Here is a 20,504-nt window from a genome sequence, read left to right as displayed (position 1 = left end):
GCCGCCCGCGCGGAGCCCCGCAACGGCTTCGCCGGATTCAGCAGATGCGCGGCAGCTGCTCCCCGATCGGCAGGTCCACCACGCGCGTGCCGCCGAGGCCGGTCCGCGCCACGACGAGCCCGGGATGCGCCTCGACGGCCTCCCCGATCACTGCGGCGTGGCGGCCCAACGGGTGGGCGCGCATGGCGTCGAGCACGGCCTCGGCGTGCTCCCGGGGCACGAAGGCGACCAGCTTGCCCTCGTTGGCCACGTACAGCGGGTCGAGGCCGAGGATCGCGCACGCGTTGGCGACGGCCGGGGGTACCGGGACCCGCGACTCGTGCAGGACGACGCCGGTGCCGGAGGCGGCCGCGATCTCGTTCAGGGAGGCCGCCAGACCGCCCCGCGTCGGATCGCGCAGGACGTGCAGGTCCGGGGTGACCGCGAGCATGCTCCGCACGAGACCGCCGAGAGCGGCGCAGTCGCTCACGACGTCCACCCCGAACTCCAGGCCCTCGCGCACGCTCATGATCGCGACCCCGTGCAGTCCGATCTCACCGCTGACGATCACCACGTCGCCGGGGACCACGCGCTGCGGACGCAGGTCCACGCCCGTCGGCACGAGCCCGATGCCGGAGGTGTTGATGTAGATGCCGTCGCCGTGCCCGGCCTCCACCACCTTCGTGTCGCCGGTGGCGACCTCGACCCCGGCCGAGCGTGCGGCGGCGCCCATGGCCTCGGCCACCCGCGCGACCGTCGAGATCTCGACGCCCTCCTCCAGGATGAACCCGCAGGACAGGTAGGCCGCCGTGGCCCCGCTCATGGCCAGGTCGTTCACCGTGCCGTTGACGGCCAGGTCCCCGATGCTTCCGCCCGGGAAGAACAACGGGCGCACCACGTACGAGTCGGTGGAGAACGCGAGCCGGACCCCACCGAGCCGGACGGCCGCGGAGTCCCCGAGCTGCGCCAGCACCTCACCGCCGAACGCCGGTGCGAAGAGGTGCTCGACGAGCTCGGCGGAGAGCGCGCCGCCGCCGCCGTGGCCCATCACCACCCGGGGGCGGTCGCGCAGCGGCGCCGGGCAGGTCCAACCCGCGACGTCGAGCACGGCCTCGGGCCGTACGCCGTCGGGTCGTGCGGTGTCGGGTCGTGCGGTGCCGGATGGTGCGGTCTCAGGCAACGGGGCTCGCCTCCAACGGGGCGGTCGGGGCGGCCGGTGCCGTCGGGAGGTCCAGCCGCCGGTACAGGTAGTACGCAGCGCACGCGCCCTCGCTCGACACCATCGTGGCGCCCAGCGGATTGCGCGGGGTGCACAGCGTGCCGAACGCCTCGCACTCGTGCGGCTTCAGCAGTCCCTGGAGCACCTCGCCGCTGCGGCACTCGGCCGGCTCCAGGGTGGTGATGCCGGTCACCGAGAAGCGGTGCTCGGCGTCGTACTCCCGGTACCGCGGCGACAGCCGCCAGCCGCTGTCCGGGATCACCCCGATGCCGCGCCACGCCCGGTCGGTGACCTCGAAGACGTCCTGGAGCATCGCGAGCGCCGCCGGGTTGCCCTCGGGGCGGACGGCGCGCGCGTAGGCGTTGTCCACGGTGTGCTCGCCGCGTTCCAGCTGCCGCACGGCGCGCCGTACGCCCTCCAGGATGTCCAGCGGCTCGAAGCCCGTCACCACGATCGGCACCCGATGGCGCTCGGCCAACTCGGGGTATTCGCCCGTCCCCATCACGCTGCACACGTGCCCGGCGGCCAGGAAGCCCTGCACCCGGCAGCTCGGCGAGCGCATGATCGCCTCGATCGCCGGAGGGACCCGGACGTGCGACACCAGCAGGCTGAAGTTGCGGATGCCGTGCTTCTTCGCCTGGTACACCGTCATGGCGTTCGGCGGCGCCGTGGTCTCGAAGCCGATGCCGAAGAACACCACCTCGCGCTCCGGGTTCTGCTGAGCGACCTTCAGCGCGTCGAGCGGGGAGTACACCACCCGTACGTCGCCGCCCTCGCTGCGCACCTGGAAGAGGTCCCGGCCCGTCCCGGGTACGCGGAGCATGTCCCCGAAGGAGCAGAAGATGACGCCGGGACGGGAGGCGATCTCCAGCGCCTTGTCGATGACCTCCAGCGGGGTCACACACACGGGGCAGCCCGGACCGTGAATCAACTCAACCTGTTCCGGAAGGAGTTGGTCGATCCCGTGGCGGATGATGGTGTGGGTCTGGCCGCCGCACACCTCCATCAGCGCCCAGGGGCGGGTCACGGTGGCGTGGATGTCGTCGAGCAGTTTGCGGGCGAGTTCCGGGTCCTGGAACTCCTCGATGTACTTCACTGGGGGATCTCCTCCTGCCGGGCCGCGCCGGCCGCCGCGTCCGTCGCCGGCTCGTCGTCGGTGAAGGGCCACGGAGCGCCGCCCGCCTCCGCCGCCATCTCCCAGGGGTCGCCGAACTCCTCCTGGAGCATGCCGAGTTGCTCGAAGAGCTCCAGGGTCTGCCGGGCCGATTCCTCGTCCAGGCGCTGGAGCGCGAACCCGACGTGGACGATGGCGTACTCCCCGACCCGGAGGTCCGGCAGGTACTCCAGGCACACCTCCTTCTGCACCCCGCCGAAGTCGACGGTGGCCATGCGGGTGCCGTCCTTCTCCGCGATCTCAAGCACTCTGCCGGGTACCGCGAGGCACATGGGCTTCTCCTTGCTGTGGGTGGTCCGTGGCGCGGGCGGCCCCCGCCACCACGAGCTGGCCGAGGGCCAGGCCGCCGTCGTTCGGCGGGACGCGGTGGTGCCGCAGGACGGTGAAGCCGCGCCCGCGCAGGTCATGGGCGCAGGCCGCGGAGAGCAGGGTGTTGGCGAAGACCCCGCCGGTCAGGGCGACCGTGTCCAGGTCGTGCCGGTCGCGGGCGAGCCCGCACAGCGTGCCGACGATGGCGGCGACCCCGGCGTGGAAACGGGCGGCGATCACGGGCCCGGCGGTGCCCGCCCGTACGTCGGCCACCACCGCGGCCAGCACGGGTGCGGGGTCGGCCACCACGGGGCCGTCGCCGCCCGCCGCGGGCGGGCGCAACCCGAAGGAGTAGCCGCGGCCGTAGGCCGTCCCCGCCTCCAGGGCGGCTCCCTCGAGCTCGATCGCGGCCTGCGCCTCGTACCCGGCGAGGTGGCAGACGCCGGCCAGGGAGGAGACGGCGTCGAAGAGCCGGCCCATGCTGGAGGTCGGTACGCAGTTCAGCTCCCGCTCCAACTGCCGCTCCAATAGGCGGAGTTCATCGGGCGGGCAGGCGGCCGTGCAAGGCAGGTCCGGGGCCCGCTCCAACCCGGCCGCCCGCAGGTGGGACAACGCCATCCGGTAGGGCCGCCGCACGGCGGCGTCGCCGCCCGGCAGCGGGACGTACGCCAGGTGCGCGAACCGGCTGAACCCGGCGTAGTCGGCGAGCAGGACCTCCCCGCCCCAGACCGCGCCGTCGTCCCCGTACCCGGTTCCGTCGAAGGCGACGCCGATCACCCGCCGGCGACCGTCGAGACCGTGCTCGGCCATCGCCGAGGCGACGTGGGCGTGGTGGTGCTGGACGAGCACCAAGGCGCGCCCGTCCGCGTGCTCCCGCGCCCACCGGCCCGAGCGGTAGCCGGGGTGCCGGTCGGCGGCGAACAGGACGGGACGTACTCCGGTGACGGACTCCAACTGCCGCTGCGCGCCCGCGAACGCGTACTGGGTGGCGAGGTCGTCCATGTCGCCGATGTGCGCGGACAACCAGGCCCGGCGGCCCTCGCCCAGGCAGAACGCGTTCTTCAGGTCACCACCCACGGCGAGGCTCGCCGGCACCTCGACCGGCAGCGTCACGGGCAGCGGGGCGTAGCCGCGCGAGCGTCGTACGGTCAGCTGCTCGCCCTCGCAGACGCGCACCACGGAGTCGTCGCACGGCACGTGGATGGGTCGGTCGTGCGTGAGCCAGGCGTCGGCGAGTCCGGCGAGCCGCTCCAGCGCCTCGGCGTCGTCCGTGACGATGGGCTCGCCGGACAGGTTGCCGCTGGTCATCACCAGCAGTCGGGGGCCCGCCGGGTCACCGGGCAGGCCGAGCAGCAGGTGGTGCAGGGGCGTGTACGGGAGCATCACGCCGAGGTCGGGGCTGCCCGGCGCGACCCCCTCCGCCACGCCCGCCGCTCCCGGCCGGCGGCGCAGCAGGGCGATGGGCCGGACCGCGCCGGTGAGCAGGCTCCGCTCCTCGGGGCCGACGTGCGCGAGTCGCTCGACGTCGGCGAGCTCCCGGGCCATCAGGGCGAACGGCTTGCCGCCCCGGTCCTTGCGCCGGCGCAGTTCGGCGACGGCCCCCGCGTTGCCGGCGTCGCAGGCCAGGTGGTAGCCGCCGAGCCCCTTCACCGCGAGGACCGCCCCCTCCATCAGCAGCCGGCGGGCCCCCGTGACGGGATCGGCGCCGGTGACCTCCTGGGCGGGCCTGCCGGACAGCAGCCGCAGGCGGGGCCCGCAGGCCGGGCAGGCCACCGGCTGGGCGTGGAAACGCCGGTCGGCCGGGTCGGCGTACTCGCGGGCGCAGTCGGGGCACATCGGGAAGCCGGCCATGGTGGTGTGGGCCCGGTCGTAGGGGAGCCCGGTGACGATGGTGAAGCGGGGCCCGCAGTGCGTGCAGGTGATGAAGGGGTGGCGGTGACGCCGGTCGGCGGGGTCGGCGAGCTCGGAGAGGCAGTCGGCGCAGGTGGCGACGTCGGGGGAGACGAGCGTGCGGGCAGGCCCCCCGGTGAGCGAGGCGACGATGGTGAACCCCGAGCCACCCGCGAGCGGCACGGCGCAGTGGTCCACGGCGTCCACGACGGCCAGCGGCGGCGCGTCCGCCGCGAGCCGTTCGCAGAACCGCAGCACCGCCTCCGCCGCGCCCTCGACCTCGGCGACGACGCCCTCGGGCGTGTTGGTGACGTGCCCGGCGAGGCCGAGCCCGGTGGCGCGGGTGTACACGTACGGGCGGAAGCCGACGCCCTGGACCACGCCCCGGACGGTGATCCGGCGGCGCTGCACGGCCTCCATCAGCGGGTCTGCGCCACGGAGTCGTGGGCGTGCGGGTGGACGTGCGGGTGGACGTGCCCGTCGGGACCGTGGAGGTGGTCCGCGTCCCCGTCGTGGTCGTGGTCGTGGTCGTGCGCGTGACCGTCCTCGTGGACGTGTCCGTGTCCGTGCTGCGTCCGGGCCATGACCGGTGTGTGCGGCGCCGTTCCCGTACCGACGGCCAGGGCCCGTTCCAGCAGGAGGCCCGCGCCCGTGCCCGCGCGGGCCGAGGTGAGCACCACCTCCACCCCCGGGTTGACCTGCTGGACGTTGCGGCGGAAGGCCGCCTCGTCGAACTCGACGGCCTCCGCGATGTCCGTCTTGGTGACGACCACCAGCTGGGCCAGCCCGAACGCCGTCGGGTACTTGAGCGGCTTGTCCTCGCCCTCGGTCACCGAGGCGAGCACCACCCGCAGGTTCTCCCCGAGGTCGTAGGAGGCCGGGCAGACCAGGTTGCCCACGTTCTCCACGAACAGCAGCCGGGTCTCCTCGGGCAGCCAGCCGTCCAGGTGCCGGCCCATCATCGCGGCCTCCAGGTGACACAACCCGTCGGTGAGCACCTGCTTGACCGGTACGCCGGAACGCGCCAGCCGCACCGCGTCGTTCTCGGTGGCCAGGTCGGCCGTCAGCGCGGCGACGGCCAGGCCCCGCTCCCGGGCCAGCAGCAGCTCGTGTTCCAGCAGCGCGGTCTTCCCGCTGCCCGGACTGGACAGCAGGTTCACCACGGTCGTTCCGCGGGCGGTGAGTTCGGCGCGCAGCACCTGGGCCGCCAGATCGTTCTTGGCGAGCACCGCCTGTTGCAGGTCCACCACTCGGCACATGGTTCAGGCCTCCTCGGAGATCGGTTCACGGGTACGGCCCGGGCCGCCGTCCGGGCCGTCCTCCCAGTTCACGCTGAGGATCCGCAGTTCGCGGCCCGCCACCAGCTCGACGCCGGCGGCCCGGCCGCACCCCGGGCAGCACAGCCGCGGCGGCATGCCGACCGCCCATTCGTCCGTACAGTCCGCGCAGTGGGCGCGGGCCGCCTCGGACACGGTGACCAGCTCGGCGCCTTCGAGGACGGTGCCGGCGCAGGCCAGTTCGAAGCAGAAGGCGAGGGCGTCCGGCACCACGCCGGCCAACTCTCCGACCTGGAGCCGGACCAGGGTGACGGCGCTCGCCCCACCCGCCTCGGCGGCCTCTTCCACCTGGCCCACGACGGCCATGGCGATCGACATCTCGTGCATCGGGACTCCGTCCTGCCGGGGCTCATTACAGCGCCAGGAGTCGGGAGCCGCCGTCGGGCACGCCGACGCCCCGCACGCCCCGTACGCCGTTCGGGTGCGCCGGGGCGGCCGGCCGGAAGGCGGTTGACGTCACATCCTGCGCAGCCGCAGGTAGCGCCGGATGTCGGGCAGCAGCTGGGTCAGCACGGCGACGAGCGCGGCGGCGGCAGCTCCGCCGACGAAGGCCTTCTTCATGGGGTCCTCCTCAGTTCGCGCGCGGAGTGCGCGGTGGTCTGCGCGTCCGGGTCCGCCCCGGGACGCGGGGCGTCCCGCACGAGCTCCAGGACCGTCCGTACGGCCTCCGGTACGGCGGCGGCCACCGGGGCGCTCAGCCCGATGCCCTCCTCGACCGAGGCGGGTTCGCAGCCGACGACCAGGGTGCGCCGCGGCGGGGTGGAGCCGGTGCCCGCGCACAGCGTGCCCAGCAGGGCCAGCACCGCGTCGGGCGACATGTGATGGCCGTCGAGCACGGCGCCGCCGCCGGGCGGGCCGGCGCCCGCTTCCCCGGCGTCGATCAGGTACACGGTGCCGGGGGCCCCGCCACGGGCGGTGGCGTCGATCAGGACGAGCGTGTCGTAGCCGTCCAGCAGTTGGTAGGCCAGGTGGACCCCGCGCACCCCGAAGTCCACCACCTCGACGTGGTCGGGCAACGGGTGCGCCGAGAGAGAGCGCACGACCTCGACGCCGAAGCCGTCGTCGCCGAGGAACACGTTCCCGATGCCCGCGACCAGCACGCCGCCGCTCACGCGTCCTCCAGGGGGCTGACCTCGTCGGGCTGGAAGTACAGGAACCGGCCCTGTTCGCGCCGGATGTCGGCGCCCGGGTCGCCCTCCACCGTGACGGCGAGGTGCACTCCGCCGTCCACGTCGTGCAGGACGGCCTCGACCAGGGCGGGCCGGTCCCGCAGGAACAGGTCCTGCGCGTCGGTGGGCCGCAGCCCGGGGCGCAGCAGCACCCGACTGCCGACACCCACCGTGACGCCGTCGATCGTGATCCGCTCCGGAACCGGGTCGAGGGCGTCCGGCCGGGCCGGGTCCCACCACGGGGTGTCCGGGCGGAACACCGCTTCCTCGGGCGGGAGTTCGCGGATCTCCGGTGGGCCTTCGCCGGTGACCTCCCGGAGCGCGCGGACGGCGCCGTGCAGCCGCTCCAGGACCTCGGGCGGCATGGACTCCGCGAGGTCGATCACCGCGGCCGCGCGCGGATCGGTGCCGCGGGCCTCGCGCTTCTCCTGGTCGGTGAGGGCCGCCGTGCGCAGGGTGAGGATCTCGTCGATCTCCAGGGCGTCGTACATGGCCCCGGCGCTCTCCGGCGCGATGGCCGGGTGGTCCTCCAGGATGATCGGCGAGGAGAGCGCCACGTCGGCGCGGCCCCCCTCGCCCGCGAGGACGGGCCAGGTGTGCTCGTTGACGCAGTCGGCGACGGCGCCCTTGGCCCATTCCGGCGGGTCGGTCATCGACAGGAAGGATCCGGCGTCGAGCCCCAGCAGGAGGTGCGCGGCGACGAGCGAGCGGGGCAGGGCGGCCTCGCGCGCGTCACGTTCACCGTCCGGGGCCCACGGGCTCGTGTTCTCCACGACCGCGGTGAGCCGCGACACCCGGTAGGGGCCGTCGAGCTCCGTGGTCCGGACGCGTACGAGACCACTGACGCGCTCGGTGCGCCGCACCAGCCGGCCCACCGTCCGGCCGTCGGCGTCCAGCACCTCCTCGGTGTCCTCGCGGGCCGGCCGTGAGAAGGGCAACACGAGTCCTTCTCCGGCGAGTTCGGCGACGGGGACCTCATGGACGACGCGTTCCTCCGTGCCCTCGTCCCACGGCACCAGCACCCGGTCCGCCAGGTGCAGTTCGTCGGTGTCGGTGAACGAGCCGTCGACCTGCGCCCGCTGGACGGTGCGTCGCTGCGCGTGCAGGAACCGCAGCTCCAGCCGGAGGGTGGCCGCGCCGCGCGGCTCCATCAGCATCTCGGTCCGCTGGAAGCAGTGTTCCTCGTGCGCCGGGGCCCAGGCCGGGGGCACGAGAACGCCGAACTGCCAGCGCATCCGGTTCTTCGCCGCCGACGCCCGGTACGGGTAGAGGACGTAGCCCTCGAACAGGACGGCGTCGGCCACCTGCCGGGCGGTGGCGAAGCGCCCTTCCCCGGCGGTGGCGCCGCCGTTCGCCGTCGTCGTGAGCGGGGTCGTCGTGGTCACGGGGCGGTCCTCTCCGTGGTGCGCGGGAGGATCGCGCCGGCCCAGGCGGGCCGGTCGGGCGCGCGCCCGACCGGCGGGGGAGCGTCGGCGGCCGCGTCGAGCAGTGCCCGTACGGTCGCCTCCCAGGAGGACAGCGCGTGCCGCGAACGGTAGGCGAGCAACTCGTCCATGACGTCACGCGGCAGCCGCAGCCAGCCACAGCCCGGGAAGTGCTGCTCGACCATCTCCCGCCACACCGCGACGGGCATCCGGTACGAGGCCTCCCGGTCCCAGGGCACCGGCTCGACCCGGAACCCGCCGTCGCCCGTGAAGGCGGTTCCGGAGAACAGCATCAGCAGCGGGGCCTCGCCGTCCTCCAGGGCGTTGAAGTAGCGGGTCGCCGCGATGTCCATGTCGTACGTGCAGGGCACCACCAGGTCGATCTCGGTCTCCCCGGTGAAGCTGGGCACCATCACCGGCACCTGCGCGAACTGCACGGGCTGGAGGGTGCTGCCCCACCGGGAGCGGGTGCCGAACAGGTCCGCCAGTCCCTCGGCCTCGCCGCTCGCGTACCCGCGACGGGCCGGCTCGATCCGCAGTTGGCAGCGCAGGGCCAGGGCGTGCACCCGAACCCCGGGACCGGCCGTGATGGCGAGCCGGAAGACGAGCGTGGGCCCGGCGGCGTAGCCGTCGGCCCGCACTCCCTTGCACGTGAAGGAGAAGTCCGTCGTCGCCGTCATGACCGCGACGCCCCTTCCCCGGCGGCCCCGGCCGGGACCTTCGCCCGCCGGGCGACCTGCGCGAAGAAGGCCTCCAACGCGGCCCGGGCCTCGGCCCCGCCGTCGAATCCCTGCCACAGCAGCCGCATCCGCCCCACCAGCTCGTAGCAGATGTCGATCGGCACCAGATGGCATTCGGTGCGCCCCTCGGAGCGGCGCAACAGCAGCGCCTCCACGTCCGGTTCGAGCAGCGCGGCCAGCCGACTGGAGCCGAGTACGGTCTGCCAGGTCTCCGGGTCCAGTTCGCTCTCGGTGGCTCCGGCCGGGCTCGGGTACAGGGCGACCAGCCGGTCGAGCGCGGCGTTGCGGAAGAAGAACGCGACGCCCACCGGGATCTGCAACAACTCCCAGGCGTTGTCGTCGAGCCGGTGCCCGGGATCGGTCAGGTAGCGGTCCGGGACGGCCCGGAACCGCCCGGTCACGGCGCCCGGACGGTCGAACAGCAGGGCGCAGCCGGTGCAGGCGCAGACCAGCGCCCGTCGCTCGGTCTCCACCAGGTGGCGGTGACCGTCCTCGGGCACCACCACCCCGCACAGTTCGCAGGTCTCGGGGCGGGGCGGACGGGGCCCGGCGAACCGGCGCAGGCCGCGCGGGGCGACCTGCGCCGGGCCGGCCGCGGTGGGCCCGCTCACGGGACCCGCGCCGGGGCCGGCGGGCGGGTGGAGATCTGGAGCAGGGCCGGCTGCGGCGCGGCGGCCGCCTCCGACTCCACCCGGGTCACCTCGGGCGCGAAGCAGGCGAGGGTGTCCTCGACCGTCCGCTGCGCCGCGCCGCCGGCCCCGGAGGAGCACCCGCAGCCGGAGTCCGCGGCCGCGGGGCGAAGCCGCAGGACCCCGGTGCCCTCGTCGAAGCCGATCAGCTCCACCGGGTCGCCCGCGTGGTCCAGGGCCCGCGCGATGCGGGTGTGCACGTCCTCCGGGTGCAGGTCGTGCAGGGTCAGCAGGCTCGCCACGAGCTCGTCGTCGAGCAGTTCGGCCGGCAGCCCGCCCGGCGACCCTCCCGCCTCGGCGCCGCCCGCGGTGCCGAGGCGTTCCACGATCCGGGCGAGCCCGGCCCCGTAGAAGTCCATGAGGACGCGCACCAGTTCCTCGGCCGCCGCGCACGCCTCCCGGTCCCCGGACCCGGCGAGCCGGTCGAGCACCTCGTCCACCCGCTGTCCCGCCTGCCGGGCGTCGGTCGGGGCGCTCATCCGCCCAGTCCGCTCAGGCCGGTGGGGACGTGCATCGTCTTGACGGTCTTGCCGCCGCCCACGTACATGTGGACCCCGCACGGCAGACAGGGGTCGAAGCTGCGCACGGCCCGCATGATGTCGATGCCCTTGAAGTTCTCCGGGGTGTTCTCCTCGAAGATCGGGGTGTTCTGCACCGCGTCCTCGTACGGCCCGGGCGTGCCGAAGGTGTCGCGGGTGCTCGCGTTCCACGGGGTCGGCGGGTACGGGTGGTAGTTCGCGATCTTGCCGTCGCGGATCACCATGTGGTGCGACAGGACGCCGCGCACGGCCTCGGTGAAGCCGACGCCCAGCCCCTCGTCCGGCACCTCGAACTTCTCCCAGGTCTGGGTGCGCCCGGCGCGGACCTCGGCCAGCCCCTTCTCCGCGCAGTGCAGCGCGATCGCGGCGGCGTACGCCTGGAAGTACGTACGGGCGCGGTTGCGCTCCAGCGCGTTGCTCCACTTCGGGATCTTCCACTCGAAGCGGGTCTCCGGCTTGGTCATCGTCCGGGGCAGGGTGATGACCACGCTGTGGCCGGTGGCCTGCACGTAGTCGGTGTGCACCAGCCCGGACAGGGCCGTGGACCACAGCCGGGCGAGGGGGCCGCCGCCGGTGTCCAGGGCGAGGTGGTCCTTGCCGTCGAACCAGCGGGGCGACATCACCCAGCTGTACTTGTCGTCGAAGTTCCGCTTCTGCGGCGCCGGGATGGTGTGCTGGTTCCACGGGTGGCGCGGGTCGACCGGATTGCCGAGCGGGTCGTGGGTGACGAACTGCTCCTGGCCCTCCCAGTCGTCGTAGTACGAGCTGCCCAGCAGGATCCGGATGCCGAGGTTGATCTCGGTGAGGTCGTTGGTGACCAGCTTGCCGTCCACCACCACGCCCGGGGTGACGAACATCTTCCGTCCCCAGTCGGTCATGTTGGCGTACGTGAAGTCGCAGTGCTCGGGGTCGTTGAGCGCGCCCCAACAGCCCAGCAGCACCCGGCGCCGGCCGACCTCCTCGTAGCCCGGCAGGGCCTCGTAGAAGAAGTCGAACAGGTCGTCGTGCAGCGGCACGACGCGCTTCATGAACTCGCAGTACCGCATGAGGCGGCTCATGTAGTCCGTGAACAGCTGGACCGAGGCGATCGTGCCGACACCGCCCGGGTAGAGGGTGGAGGGGTGCACGTGGCGGCCCTCCATCAGGCAGAACATCTCCCGCGTGTACCGGCTGACCTGCAGCGCCTCGCGGTAGAACTCACCCTCGATGGGGTTGAGGGAACGCATGATGTCGGCGATGGTCTTGAAGCCGTGTTCCCCGGCGTGCGGAGCGGGCGTGCGCTCGGCCAGCTCCAGGACGCCGGGGTTGGTCTCACGGACCATCTTCTCGCAGTAGTCGACCCCGACCAGGTTCTCCTGGAAGATGTTGTGGTCGAACATGTACTCCGCGGACTCGCCCAGGTTGATGATCCACTCGGCGAGGTGGGGCGGCTTCACCCCGTAGGCCATGTTCTGCGCGTACACCGAGCAGGTCGCGTGGTTGTCCCCGCAGATCCCGCAGATGCGGCTGGTGATGAAGTGCGCGTCACGGGGGTCCTTGCCGCGCATGAAGACGCTGTACCCGCGGAAGACCGAGGAGGTGCTGTAGCACTCGGCGACCCGCTTCTGCTTGAAGTCGATCTTCGTGTGGATGCCGAGACTGCCCACGATCCGGGTGATCGGATCCCAGGCCATCTCCACCAGACCGCTGCCGTCCGCGGCTGCCTTCGTCTTCGGTGCCATCGTCTCTGCCGTGACCCTTCTTCGGTGCGGAGTTCCTGAACGGGATGGGGAGTTGCCGGGTCGTCACCAGGATGGGCGATAGCCCGTGGTCAACTTCGCGCCGGTGTGGCGCCACTTCGGTTCCTGATCCACGGTGTGCGCCGTGATCGCCCGCAGCCTGCGCACGACCGCCCCGTACGCGCCGCTCGCCTTGCTGGAGACCTTCGCGCCGGGAGGCTCGTCCATGAACGGCATGAACTTGTCGGGGAAGCCGGGCATCGTGCAGGCGATGCAGATGCCGCCGACGTTCGGACAGCCGCCGATCCCGTTCATCCAGCCGCGCTTGGGCACGTTGCACTTCACGACCGGGCCCCAACAGCCGAGCTTCACCAGGCACTTGGGAGAGTCGTAGGTGTGCGCGAACTGTCCCTGCTCGTAGTAGCCGGCCCGGTCGCAGCCCTCGTGGACGGTCGCCCCGAACAGCCAGGTGGGGCGCAGCTTGTCGTCCAGCGGGATCATCGGCGCGGAGCCGGCCGCCTGGTACAGCAGGTAGGTCAGCGTCTCCGAGAAGTTGTCCGGCTGGATCGGGCAGCCCGGTACGCACACGATCGGGATGCCGGCCTTCGACTTCCAGTCCCAACCCAGGTAGTCGGGCACGCCCATGGCGCCGGTCGGATTGCCCTCCATCGCGTGGATGCCGCCGTAGGTGGCGCAGGTGCCGATGGCGACGACCGCGAGGGCCTTGGGCGCCAGCCGGTCGAGCCACTCGCTGGTGGTGATGGGCTGACCGGTCTCCGGGTTGTCACCGAACCCGCACCAGTACCCCTCGGGCTTGATGCTCTCGTTCGGGATCGAACCCTCCACGACGAGCACGAACGGATCGATCTCGCCGCGCTCGGCCTTGAAGAACCACTCGATGAACGTGTCGGCGCCGCCGACGGGACCGCACTCGAAGTCGATCAGGGGCCAGTGCACGGCGATCTTGGGCAGACCGGGCAGCACCCCCATCACGATCTCCTCGATGCTCGGCTGCATCGCCGCCGTGAGCGACACGGAGTCGCCGTCACAGCTCAGCCCCGCGTTGATCCAGAGGATGTGGATCGGGGGGTCCTCAACCGGGTCCTGCGTTGCTGCATCCACGGGGATGCCTCCTTGGGGCTCCTTGGGGAGAAGATCGGGGAGGGGGAGCGGAGGGTCCGGCCTCTCCGGATCCCACCTTTCTTGCTAACAGCCCGCCGGTCCGGGTGCTCCGTCTTGTTCGGCCAGTCCAGTGACGCGGGCGGCGCCGCGGAAGCCGGCAGCGCCGGTTCCGGCATCCGGCCGCGCGGGAGGCGTCGTGACGTGCCGGTCCGGTACGGGCCGTACGAGGTGCTCGGGCGTGGCCGCCGGGGTCTCCTTGCGCACGAAGGCCCGCCGCAGCGCGTGGTACGGCGCCGCCGGGTCGAAGAAGGTCCGGCGCATCACGGACAGCTCCGCCTCCCGGTACGCCGCCAGCGGCCGGGCCGCCTCGTCCCGCTCGCGCCGGCCCTTCTTCGCCGCGATCCTGGACTGGGTGGAGGGCAACGCGGCGAGCCGCGCCGCCAGCCGGGCCGTCTCGCCCGCGAAGGCCGCCGGGGCGCAGGGGAGCGTACGGTCCACCAGCCCGAGCCGGGCTGCCGCGTCCGCGCTCAGCGGGAGCGCCTGCGAGGTGAGCCGCTCCGCGACGGCCGCGCCGACGCGACGGGGCAGGGTGTACGTCCAGTACTCCGAACCGTGCAGCCCCATCAGGCGGTAGTGCGGGTTCAGCACGACCCCCGAACGGCACCACACCTCGTCGGCGGCGAGCGCCAGCATCGCCCCTCCGGCGGCCGCGTTGCCGCCGATCGCGGCGACGACCAGCCGGTCGGTGGTCGTCAGGACGGCCTCCACCAGGTCGTCCATGGCGTTGATGTTGGCCCAGGACTCCTCGGCCGGGTCCGGCGCCGCCTCGATCACGCCCAGGTGGATGCCGTTGGAGAAGAAGTCCCGCCCGCCGCCCAGGACCAACACGGAGGTGGGACGGGTGCAGGCCGTCCGGTACGCCGCCAGTAGCCGCCGGCACCGGTCCGTGCTCATGGCCCCGCCGGGGAACGAGAAGGACAGGAACCCCGTCTGCCCCTCCTCCCGGTAACCGATGTCGGACCACGTGCGCCGGCCCGGGTTGGTGTGCAGCGGCGCCGGGCGTTCGCGCAGCGCGGGCAGCCGGTCGGCCAGCGCGACGGTGGCGGGCAGCTTGACCTGCGCCGGGCCGCCGGGCGGCCGGACGGCCCGCAGCTCCGGGATCCACACCGCACCGTCCGTCGTGGCCCGGCACACCGCCCCCGACCGGGTCGCGAGCAACTCCCCGGGCCGGCCGTGCAGCCTGTCCTCCGGGTGGCCGCCGTGCAGGTACCACTCGGCGCCGAGGAGCTCGTCCCGTACGCCCGGCTGGGAATCGGCGGCCCGCAGCATGCGCAGCACGCGCTCGGTGGAGTCCACCGCCCAGTCGATGCGCCGGCGCTCCTGTCGCAGGTGGGGCCGGGTCCGGGCGGTCGCCGGGTCCTGCGGCAGCGGGGTGTGGGTACCGCAGGCGAAGCGGTCCACCGCCAGCAGGACGGCCTTCATGGCGGCGTCGGCGATCTCACCCCGGTACAGGTCGCTCTTGCCGACCGGCGGCACGGCGCACTCCACCGAGGCCCACACGTCACCGGCGTCCATCTCGGCCCCCGCCTGCAGGACGGTGACGCCCCAGCGGACCACCTGCTCCTGCACGGCCCGGTCCAGGGACGAGGGCCCCCGGTCACCGACCGGCCCCGGATGGACGATCAGACAGGTGTGGGACGCCCACACCTCCTCGGGCAGCGCCGTCCTGAGCATCGGCGCGATCACCAGGTCGGGCGCGTGGCGGCGCACCGCGTCCGTCAGCCGGACGTCGGGCAGGGCCAGCTCGACCGCCACCCGGTGGCCGTGGTCCCGCAGCTCGGCGTGGACGCGCTGCGTGAGGCTGTTGAACGAACTCGCGACGAGCAGGACGTACACGTGATCTCCCAGCGGCGGACCGACGCCGGGACGGCATGACGCCCGGCCTGATTCACGGTTCGTGACCGGAACATGACCGGCCGCCTGAGATGGTCGGGTACGGACCCGGCGCGGCGCCCGCAGCCGTGCGGGCGCTGTCACCCGAAAGCGCGCCCTCAAGGGGCCGCTCGGCCGCAGGGCGGGAGAACGCGGATCGCCAGGGGGCGGGGGCGGGAGGACGTGGATCGCCCGGGGGCGGAGCCGCAGTCGGGGCGAGCTCTCCTGCTCCGCTACTCCCGCTCCTCCACTACTCCCGCTCCTCCACGCGGATGGCCTGTCGCAGGTCCTCGTGCGCCTGGCCGCCCTTGCCCTCCTGCTGCTCCAGCAGCGCCGCGGCGATGGCGTCGAGCTTCTGCTGGATCGCGTGCTCGGCCCGGCGCTCGGAATTCTTCAACAGCGACAGCAGCAGCAAGGACACCGCCGCCATGGCGTCCCCCACCAAGTGCTGCCAGATCACCGGCAGGTGGAGGGCGTGGACGACGAGGAACGCCACCACCAGTCCGACGCAGAGCACGGAGAAGCCGGCTGAGCTGGTGAAGTTGGAGGCCAGCTCGGCCAGCTTCTCGAAACGGCCGAGCCTGCCTCTGCCGCCCTTTTCGGAGGGGTGTTCGAAGGTCATGGCGGGCGCCTGCCCAGACGCGGGCGCCCCAACCCTGCCCGGTGCGGGGCCGCCGGCGTGGTTCCCCCGCTCCGCCGGGGGCGCGCCGTACGGTGACCCCGTGGCGCAACGCACGGCAGACGAGGTGGACCCGAGCACGGCAGCGGCCCACCTCAAGGAACGGCTCTACGCGACGATCACCATGATCTCCGTCGTCGTCGGGCTCGCGGGCAGCGGCCACGTGGACGCCCTCGGCGCCGCCCTGACGGTGATCACGGCCTCGGCCGGCCTGTGGCTGGCCTCGCTCGTCGCCGACCAGCAGGCCCACCGGGTGACGCACGGCGCCCTCGCCCGGGGCCGGGAGCTGCGCACCATGCTCTTCGTCAGCAGCCCGCTCCTGCTGTCCGCGGTCGGACCGCTGATCCTGATCGGCCTCGCGGCCCTCGACGTGATGCACGTCGAGACGGCCCTCCTCACCGCGGCCGGGGTCAACGTCGCCACCCTCTTCGCCTGGGGCTGCTACGGCGGCATCCGCATGGGCGGCGGCACCGCCTTCGCCCTCCTGGCCGGCGGCATCGACGCCGCGATCGGCACGGCGGTCGCGGCGGTCAAGGTCGCCGCCGGCCACTGACCCCGCGCGGGCGCCGCACACCGTCCCCGCGGATCGGGGCCCGGCGCACGCGCACCCGGTGGTCGACCTTCGTCCACAGCGATCCCTGACCGGCCCGGGACACCGTCGGTCTCAGGGCGCCGGGATCCGGACGGGTGACGGTTCGGGGGCGGACAGCACGCCCTCGGTCAGCCAGTCCTGACCCCTGTCGTCGACGAGGGCCCCGGCCACCCGCAGCCGTTGGGCGATCTTGCGGCGGCACGCGGCGGTGTCCGCCAGCTGGATGAAGTTGCGGCCCGCCAGGTCGGCGATGGGACGGTGCGCGCCGACCCGGACGATCACCGTGCGCTCGGGGGCGTGGGCGAGGGCCATGCCCAGTTCGAGCAGGACGTTGGGGCGTGCCTGCATGCCGATCGAGGTCTCCTCCGGAGGATCGCCGGGGTCGCACAGCCCGGGGTGGAGCTGGACCACGTCCTCCGGCGTCAGCAGCACCACGACAGCGGCGGCCCGGCGGATGCCCTGCGCGACCACTTCCCCGAGGAAGGGGCTGCCGCCGCCGGTGGACTCCACGACGCTCTCCCATTCGAGCGGGTTCAGACCGAGGGAGCGCAGGAAGGCGAACATTCCGGCGCGCACCACGGACTCGCGTCCGTGGACGACGAACACGTTGCGGCGCGTTTCGTGCGGGTCGGGGCAGCCGGGGCTCCGCGGGGCGGCGGCCCCGACCCGGGGCGCCGGGCCGGGCTCGGGTGCCGTCTCCGGGACGCGGGGCAGTGGCACCGCCCCCGGCCCCGCTCCGGGCGTGGCCTCCCAGCGGTCCATGGCGTCCGTCAGGTAGCCCGTCTCGTCGTCGAGCGCCGCGAGCAGCCGATTCGCGAGCGCGTGGTCGTCGGCGAGGAAGCCCGCGTACGGTGGCGTACCGCCCAGGGACCGGGCCATGTTGTCGGCGGCGATGTCCACGGTACGGCGCAACGAGCGCAACCTCGGCAGGAGTTGGCGGGCCTCGGCGATCAGCAGGGCGGGGTCGCCCACCTCACCGCATCCCGACCGCCCCGCGGCGGCGCGTTCGGTGGCCTCCTCGATGAGCTCGCGCAGCAGCCCCGCCCGGCCGTCCCGGCGCCAGACGCGCAACTGGTAGCGCAGTTTGGCCGCGTGCAGGAGGTACCGGGCGAGCGGGGGCGCGCCGGTGCCGCCCGACGACCAGGCCCAGGCACTGGCCGGAGCCTCGTCGTCCGCTCCGGCCACCAGCAGGATGTCCCGTCGGGGGCGTTCGTCGGCGCCCGGATCGGGCTCCCACATGAACAACCGCTCGCGGACGACGGCCCCGCGCCGCTGCCACGCCGGATCGCGCGGGGGTTCGGGCAGCCGGGCGGCCGGCCCGGCCACGACCGCGACGGGATCCGCCGCGACCGCGCCGTCCTGGGTGACGGGCCGCGCGAGTCGGGCGAGCCGGACCCGGGTCTCCCCGATCAGCGGGGCGGTCCTGCCGTGGGAGACCGCGTTCCACTGACGTTCGAGCAGCCGCCACCCGGGCCGTTCCGTGCGCGGCGCCAGCGCCACGGAGAGGGACAGGACGTCGTGATGGCGGCGCAGTACGGCCTGGTAGTCGTCATCGGGCCGTTCCTGGGCGGCCACCGTACGGGTGCCCGCCGTGCCGGGTTCGGCCGGGGGCAGCTCGGCGGCCGTCGCGGGAAGGTCGCGGGGCAGCCCCGTGCCCGGGAGGGGCGAATCCATCGCGAACAGGTGCCGACAGGCCGTCCAGATGTCGGCCACCGCGCGGTAGGCCGCGGCGGCGTGCGGACCGTCGAGCGGGGCGAAGAGGTGCAGGACGAGGTGCTCGTCGAGGAGCTCCTCGGCTCCCGCCCCCGGGCGCACGCCCTCAGGCACCGACGGATCCGCCGGGACCGGGAGTCGACGGCCCGTCCGCCGGGTGCTGCGCGGCGCGGTGGACGAGGTCGTGCAGGAGCATGGTGACGCGCTCGTGCAGGTCCGGATCGGCGCCCTCCTCCTCGGGCGCCGATCCGGACCTGATCACCCGGGACGGCGCCGCGTCCTCCAGAGCGGTCGTGGCGTCCCTCAAGTCCTCGTCGGACCCGTCACGAAGGGCGCTCGCCAAGGCCTCCACGGCCCGCCGCACCACTGACCAATCCGCCCCGGGCAGCCGCCACTTGAGACAGCCGGCCAGCACCTCGATGGCGTCGGCGTAATCCTTCGATCCGCCCTGCGCCGCGGAGAGTTCGTCATCTGAGGACATCGTGCGGGGTCCCTCCCGTCCGTCCGGCCGAAGGCCTTCGATTCTCGCACCATCGGACTGCGCGCGGAGGAAATCCGCGATGGCGGCGGGCTCGATCCGTGCGATGTCGCCGGGCCGCACCACGAGGCGAAGTTCCGGACAGATCACGCCTCTTCGCGCGCGCGCCAAGAAGGAGCGCACCACCAACGTCAGGAGCTCCGGGGGCGTCGTGCCGTCGATGCGCGCCAGCCCGGATCCCACCAGGCCCATCGCCAGGGGACGACGCCGGCCGTGCCGGGCCGCGTGGTTCCACAGGCGGTCGAGGCTCGACCCCAGGTCCTCGAGGGACGAGGTGGCGACCAGGTCGTTGCCCATCCGGCTGTAGGCGACGCCGAAGACCTGCCGATCACCGGCCCACAGCGGGACGACCGTCCCGATCGGGTACCGGGTGAGCTTGCCGACCCTCTTGCGCGACCTCGGTTCCACCGAGACCCGGGGCAGGTGGCGCAGCCCGCGCCGCAGCTCGCCGTCGAGCCGGGTCCGGTCGTCGTCGAACAGGGCGTGCAGCAACTGGCCCTGGAGACTGTCCCGGTTGATCACCCGGTCGTCGGTGGCCGTGTCGAAGGTGTCGCTGAACCCGATCACGAGGTCGGCGTCCGACTGGTCGAACAGGTCGCCCGCGACCAGCGCCACCGCGGTTCTGAGGAGTGGGAACTCCCGCCGCAGCACGGCCTCGCCGGCCCCACCCGCCTCCCGCACCCGGTCGCGGAGGGCGGACAGCGTACGGCCCAGTTCGGCGTCCCCGGCGACGCTCTCGGCCAGCTCCTCGCCGACGGACAGGGCGGCCGAATCGTCCCCCACCTTCATGTAGGCCCTGAGCAGGTCCCGTTGGGCGGACTCCCGCAGGGACCGCAGGTGCCCCACCGGCTTCCGGGCGAAGTCGTACCCCTCGACGTCCTGGAGGGGGCGGCCCCGCCACAGGGCGAGGGCGTTCGCGAGGACGCTGACGGCCGAGGCGGCGGGCAGCCGTCGGCCCTCCGCGACCAGGGCCTGGAACTCCCACAGGTCGAGCTGTTCCGTCCGCAGGACCAACCGGTACGCGCTGGGCCGCCCCGGCTCGGTGACGATCACCTCGTCGCCGCGACCGCCGCAGCCGGGCCCGAGGAGTCGGCGCAGGGCGAGGACGTGCTTCTGCACGGCCACCCGGTCACCGCGCCGCGTCGGCACGTCGACGCCCCACACGTCGTGGGCGATCTCGTCCACCGACACCGGCTCGCCCCGCCCGAGGGCGAGCCGGGCCAGGACGGCGGTGGTCAGCGGGGGTGGCGCGATCCGGTCCTCCCCGAGGCGGACCCGGGCCCGTCCGAACAGTGTCAGTCGGAGATTCTCCACGTGGCCCTCGCCGCCATCCGTCCCAACTCCCTTGAACCTCACGCCAGTTTAACGAGCGGTCGGTGGCGGGGCGGGTGGAAGCGCGGAGGAAGCGGAGAGGAAGCGCCTCGGGTGCGGGACGGTCCTTGTGGGGGAAGCGCGCCGACGGGTCGAATCGTGGGGTCGACACACCCACCTCACCAAGGAGTCGAAGATGCCGGCGACTGAACGGCGAACCGAACTGGCTTCACACCTGCAGACCTTGACCGAATTCGCGGACGGCCCCGTCTCGGTGTCGGTCGCCACCGGGGAAGTCAGGTCCGTCGCGGACCGTGTGGAACGCATCCGTGCCGCACACCCGTCCGCGAGCCGCGGATCCTGCCAGTCGGTCTACTCGACCTGGGGCGACTGACAACCACCCGACCGCTGTCCCGGGACCGCGCCCCGA

Annotated in this window: 19 protein-coding genes; 1 reads left to right on the top strand and 18 read right to left on the bottom strand. The window is 73.4% G+C overall.

Going from position 1 to position 20,504, the window contains the following annotated elements; all coding sequences use genetic code 11:
* Window positions 1-37: 37 nt before the first annotated feature.
* The 16 genes from hypE to ACFY0I_RS12935 all read right to left on the bottom strand — a co-directional run bounded on the left by hypE (window position 38) and on the right by ACFY0I_RS12935 (window position 15,863).
* Entirely contained in the window at window positions 38-1,159 is a 1,122-nt protein-coding gene (hypE, locus tag ACFY0I_RS13010) for a hydrogenase expression/formation protein HypE (RefSeq protein ID WP_388893811.1), read from the bottom strand.
* On the bottom strand, window positions 1,152-2,294 hold the full coding sequence (gene hypD / locus ACFY0I_RS13005) for a hydrogenase formation protein HypD (RefSeq protein WP_388893809.1): 1,143 nt from the start codon (window positions 2,292-2,294) through the stop codon (window positions 1,152-1,154). The genes hypE and hypD overlap by 8 nt, the downstream gene beginning before the upstream one ends.
* Window positions 2,291-2,644 carry a HypC/HybG/HupF family hydrogenase formation chaperone gene (locus ACFY0I_RS13000; protein ID WP_388893807.1) on the bottom strand — a complete coding sequence of 118 codons (354 nt, stop codon included), beginning with the start codon at window positions 2,642-2,644 and terminating at the stop codon, window positions 2,291-2,293. The genes hypD and ACFY0I_RS13000 overlap by 4 nt, the downstream gene beginning before the upstream one ends.
* Window positions 2,613-4,991, bottom strand: coding sequence for a carbamoyltransferase HypF (gene hypF / locus ACFY0I_RS12995; protein WP_388893805.1), 2,379 nt, complete (start codon window positions 4,989-4,991; stop codon window positions 2,613-2,615). Before hypF ends, ACFY0I_RS13000 begins: the two co-directional genes overlap by 32 nt.
* Window positions 4,991-5,830 (bottom strand): hydrogenase nickel incorporation protein HypB, encoded by an 840-nt coding sequence (gene hypB / locus ACFY0I_RS12990; protein ID WP_388893803.1) that lies wholly within the window; start codon window positions 5,828-5,830, stop codon window positions 4,991-4,993. The genes hypF and hypB overlap by 1 nt, the downstream gene beginning before the upstream one ends.
* Window positions 5,831-5,833: 3 nt before the next feature.
* On the bottom strand, window positions 5,834-6,235 hold the full coding sequence (locus ACFY0I_RS12985) for a hydrogenase maturation nickel metallochaperone HypA (RefSeq protein WP_388893801.1): 402 nt from the start codon (window positions 6,233-6,235) through the stop codon (window positions 5,834-5,836).
* A 129-nt stretch (window positions 6,236-6,364) separates the two neighbouring features.
* On the bottom strand, window positions 6,365-6,469 hold the full coding sequence (locus tag ACFY0I_RS12980; RefSeq protein ID WP_388893799.1) for a DUF6893 family small protein: 105 nt from the start codon (window positions 6,467-6,469) through the stop codon (window positions 6,365-6,367).
* On the bottom strand, window positions 6,466-7,020 hold the full coding sequence (locus ACFY0I_RS12975) for a hydrogenase maturation protease (RefSeq protein WP_388893797.1): 555 nt from the start codon (window positions 7,018-7,020) through the stop codon (window positions 6,466-6,468). The genes ACFY0I_RS12980 and ACFY0I_RS12975 overlap by 4 nt, the downstream gene beginning before the upstream one ends.
* Window positions 7,017-8,462, bottom strand: a complete 1,446-nt coding sequence (locus ACFY0I_RS12970) for a hypothetical protein (RefSeq protein ID WP_388893795.1) — start codon at window positions 8,460-8,462, stop codon at window positions 7,017-7,019. The genes ACFY0I_RS12975 and ACFY0I_RS12970 overlap by 4 nt, the downstream gene beginning before the upstream one ends.
* Window positions 8,459-9,181, bottom strand: coding sequence for a DUF6084 family protein (locus tag ACFY0I_RS12965; RefSeq protein WP_388893793.1), 723 nt, complete (start codon window positions 9,179-9,181; stop codon window positions 8,459-8,461). The genes ACFY0I_RS12970 and ACFY0I_RS12965 overlap by 4 nt, the downstream gene beginning before the upstream one ends.
* On the bottom strand, window positions 9,178-9,852 hold the full coding sequence (locus tag ACFY0I_RS12960; RefSeq protein ID WP_388893791.1) for a DUF5947 family protein: 675 nt from the start codon (window positions 9,850-9,852) through the stop codon (window positions 9,178-9,180). Before ACFY0I_RS12960 ends, ACFY0I_RS12965 begins: the two co-directional genes overlap by 4 nt.
* Window positions 9,849-10,409 carry a hypothetical protein gene (locus ACFY0I_RS12955; protein ID WP_388893789.1) on the bottom strand — a complete coding sequence of 187 codons (561 nt, stop codon included), beginning with the start codon at window positions 10,407-10,409 and terminating at the stop codon, window positions 9,849-9,851. The genes ACFY0I_RS12960 and ACFY0I_RS12955 overlap by 4 nt, the downstream gene beginning before the upstream one ends.
* On the bottom strand, window positions 10,406-12,190 hold the full coding sequence (locus ACFY0I_RS12950; protein ID WP_388893787.1) for a nickel-dependent hydrogenase large subunit: 1,785 nt from the start codon (window positions 12,188-12,190) through the stop codon (window positions 10,406-10,408). Before ACFY0I_RS12950 ends, ACFY0I_RS12955 begins: the two co-directional genes overlap by 4 nt.
* Before the next feature lie 63 nt (window positions 12,191-12,253).
* A complete protein-coding gene (locus ACFY0I_RS12945; RefSeq protein WP_388893785.1) occupies window positions 12,254-13,309 on the bottom strand; it encodes a hydrogenase expression protein HypE in 1,056 nt (351 codons plus the stop codon).
* Window positions 13,310-13,393: 84 nt separating this feature from the next.
* Complete coding sequence (locus tag ACFY0I_RS12940) at window positions 13,394-15,205, bottom strand: hydrogenase maturation protein (protein ID WP_388893783.1); 1,812 nt, start codon at window positions 15,203-15,205, stop codon at window positions 13,394-13,396.
* Window positions 15,206-15,491: 286 nt separating this feature from the next.
* On the bottom strand, window positions 15,492-15,863 hold the full coding sequence (locus ACFY0I_RS12935) for a hypothetical protein (RefSeq protein WP_388893781.1): 372 nt from the start codon (window positions 15,861-15,863) through the stop codon (window positions 15,492-15,494).
* A 100-nt stretch (window positions 15,864-15,963) separates the two neighbouring features.
* On the opposite strand from ACFY0I_RS12935, the gene ACFY0I_RS12930 reads away from it, so the two are divergent.
* Complete coding sequence (locus tag ACFY0I_RS12930; RefSeq protein WP_388893779.1) at window positions 15,964-16,473, top strand: hypothetical protein; 510 nt, start codon at window positions 15,964-15,966, stop codon at window positions 16,471-16,473.
* Between the two features lie 111 nt (window positions 16,474-16,584).
* Here the strand turns inward: ACFY0I_RS12930 and ACFY0I_RS12925 are convergent, their stop codons facing one another.
* Together ACFY0I_RS12925 and ACFY0I_RS12920 are read right to left on the bottom strand one after the other, a co-directional pair.
* Window positions 16,585-18,339 carry a CATRA conflict system CASPASE/TPR repeat-associated protein gene (locus tag ACFY0I_RS12925; RefSeq protein ID WP_388893777.1) on the bottom strand — a complete coding sequence of 585 codons (1,755 nt, stop codon included), beginning with the start codon at window positions 18,337-18,339 and terminating at the stop codon, window positions 16,585-16,587.
* Window positions 18,332-20,077 (bottom strand): CATRA system-associated protein, encoded by a 1,746-nt coding sequence (locus tag ACFY0I_RS12920; RefSeq protein ID WP_388893775.1) that lies wholly within the window; start codon window positions 20,075-20,077, stop codon window positions 18,332-18,334. Before ACFY0I_RS12920 ends, ACFY0I_RS12925 begins: the two co-directional genes overlap by 8 nt.
* Window positions 20,078-20,504 lie beyond the last annotated feature (427 nt).

Origin of the sequence: Streptomyces sp. NPDC001568, from assembly GCF_042893755.1 — a bacterium.
Classification (GTDB): Bacteria; Actinomycetota; Actinomycetes; order Streptomycetales; family Streptomycetaceae; genus Streptomyces.
The sequence above is the reverse complement of the archived record's forward strand: the minus strand, read 5'-3'. Positions and strand labels throughout refer to the sequence as shown.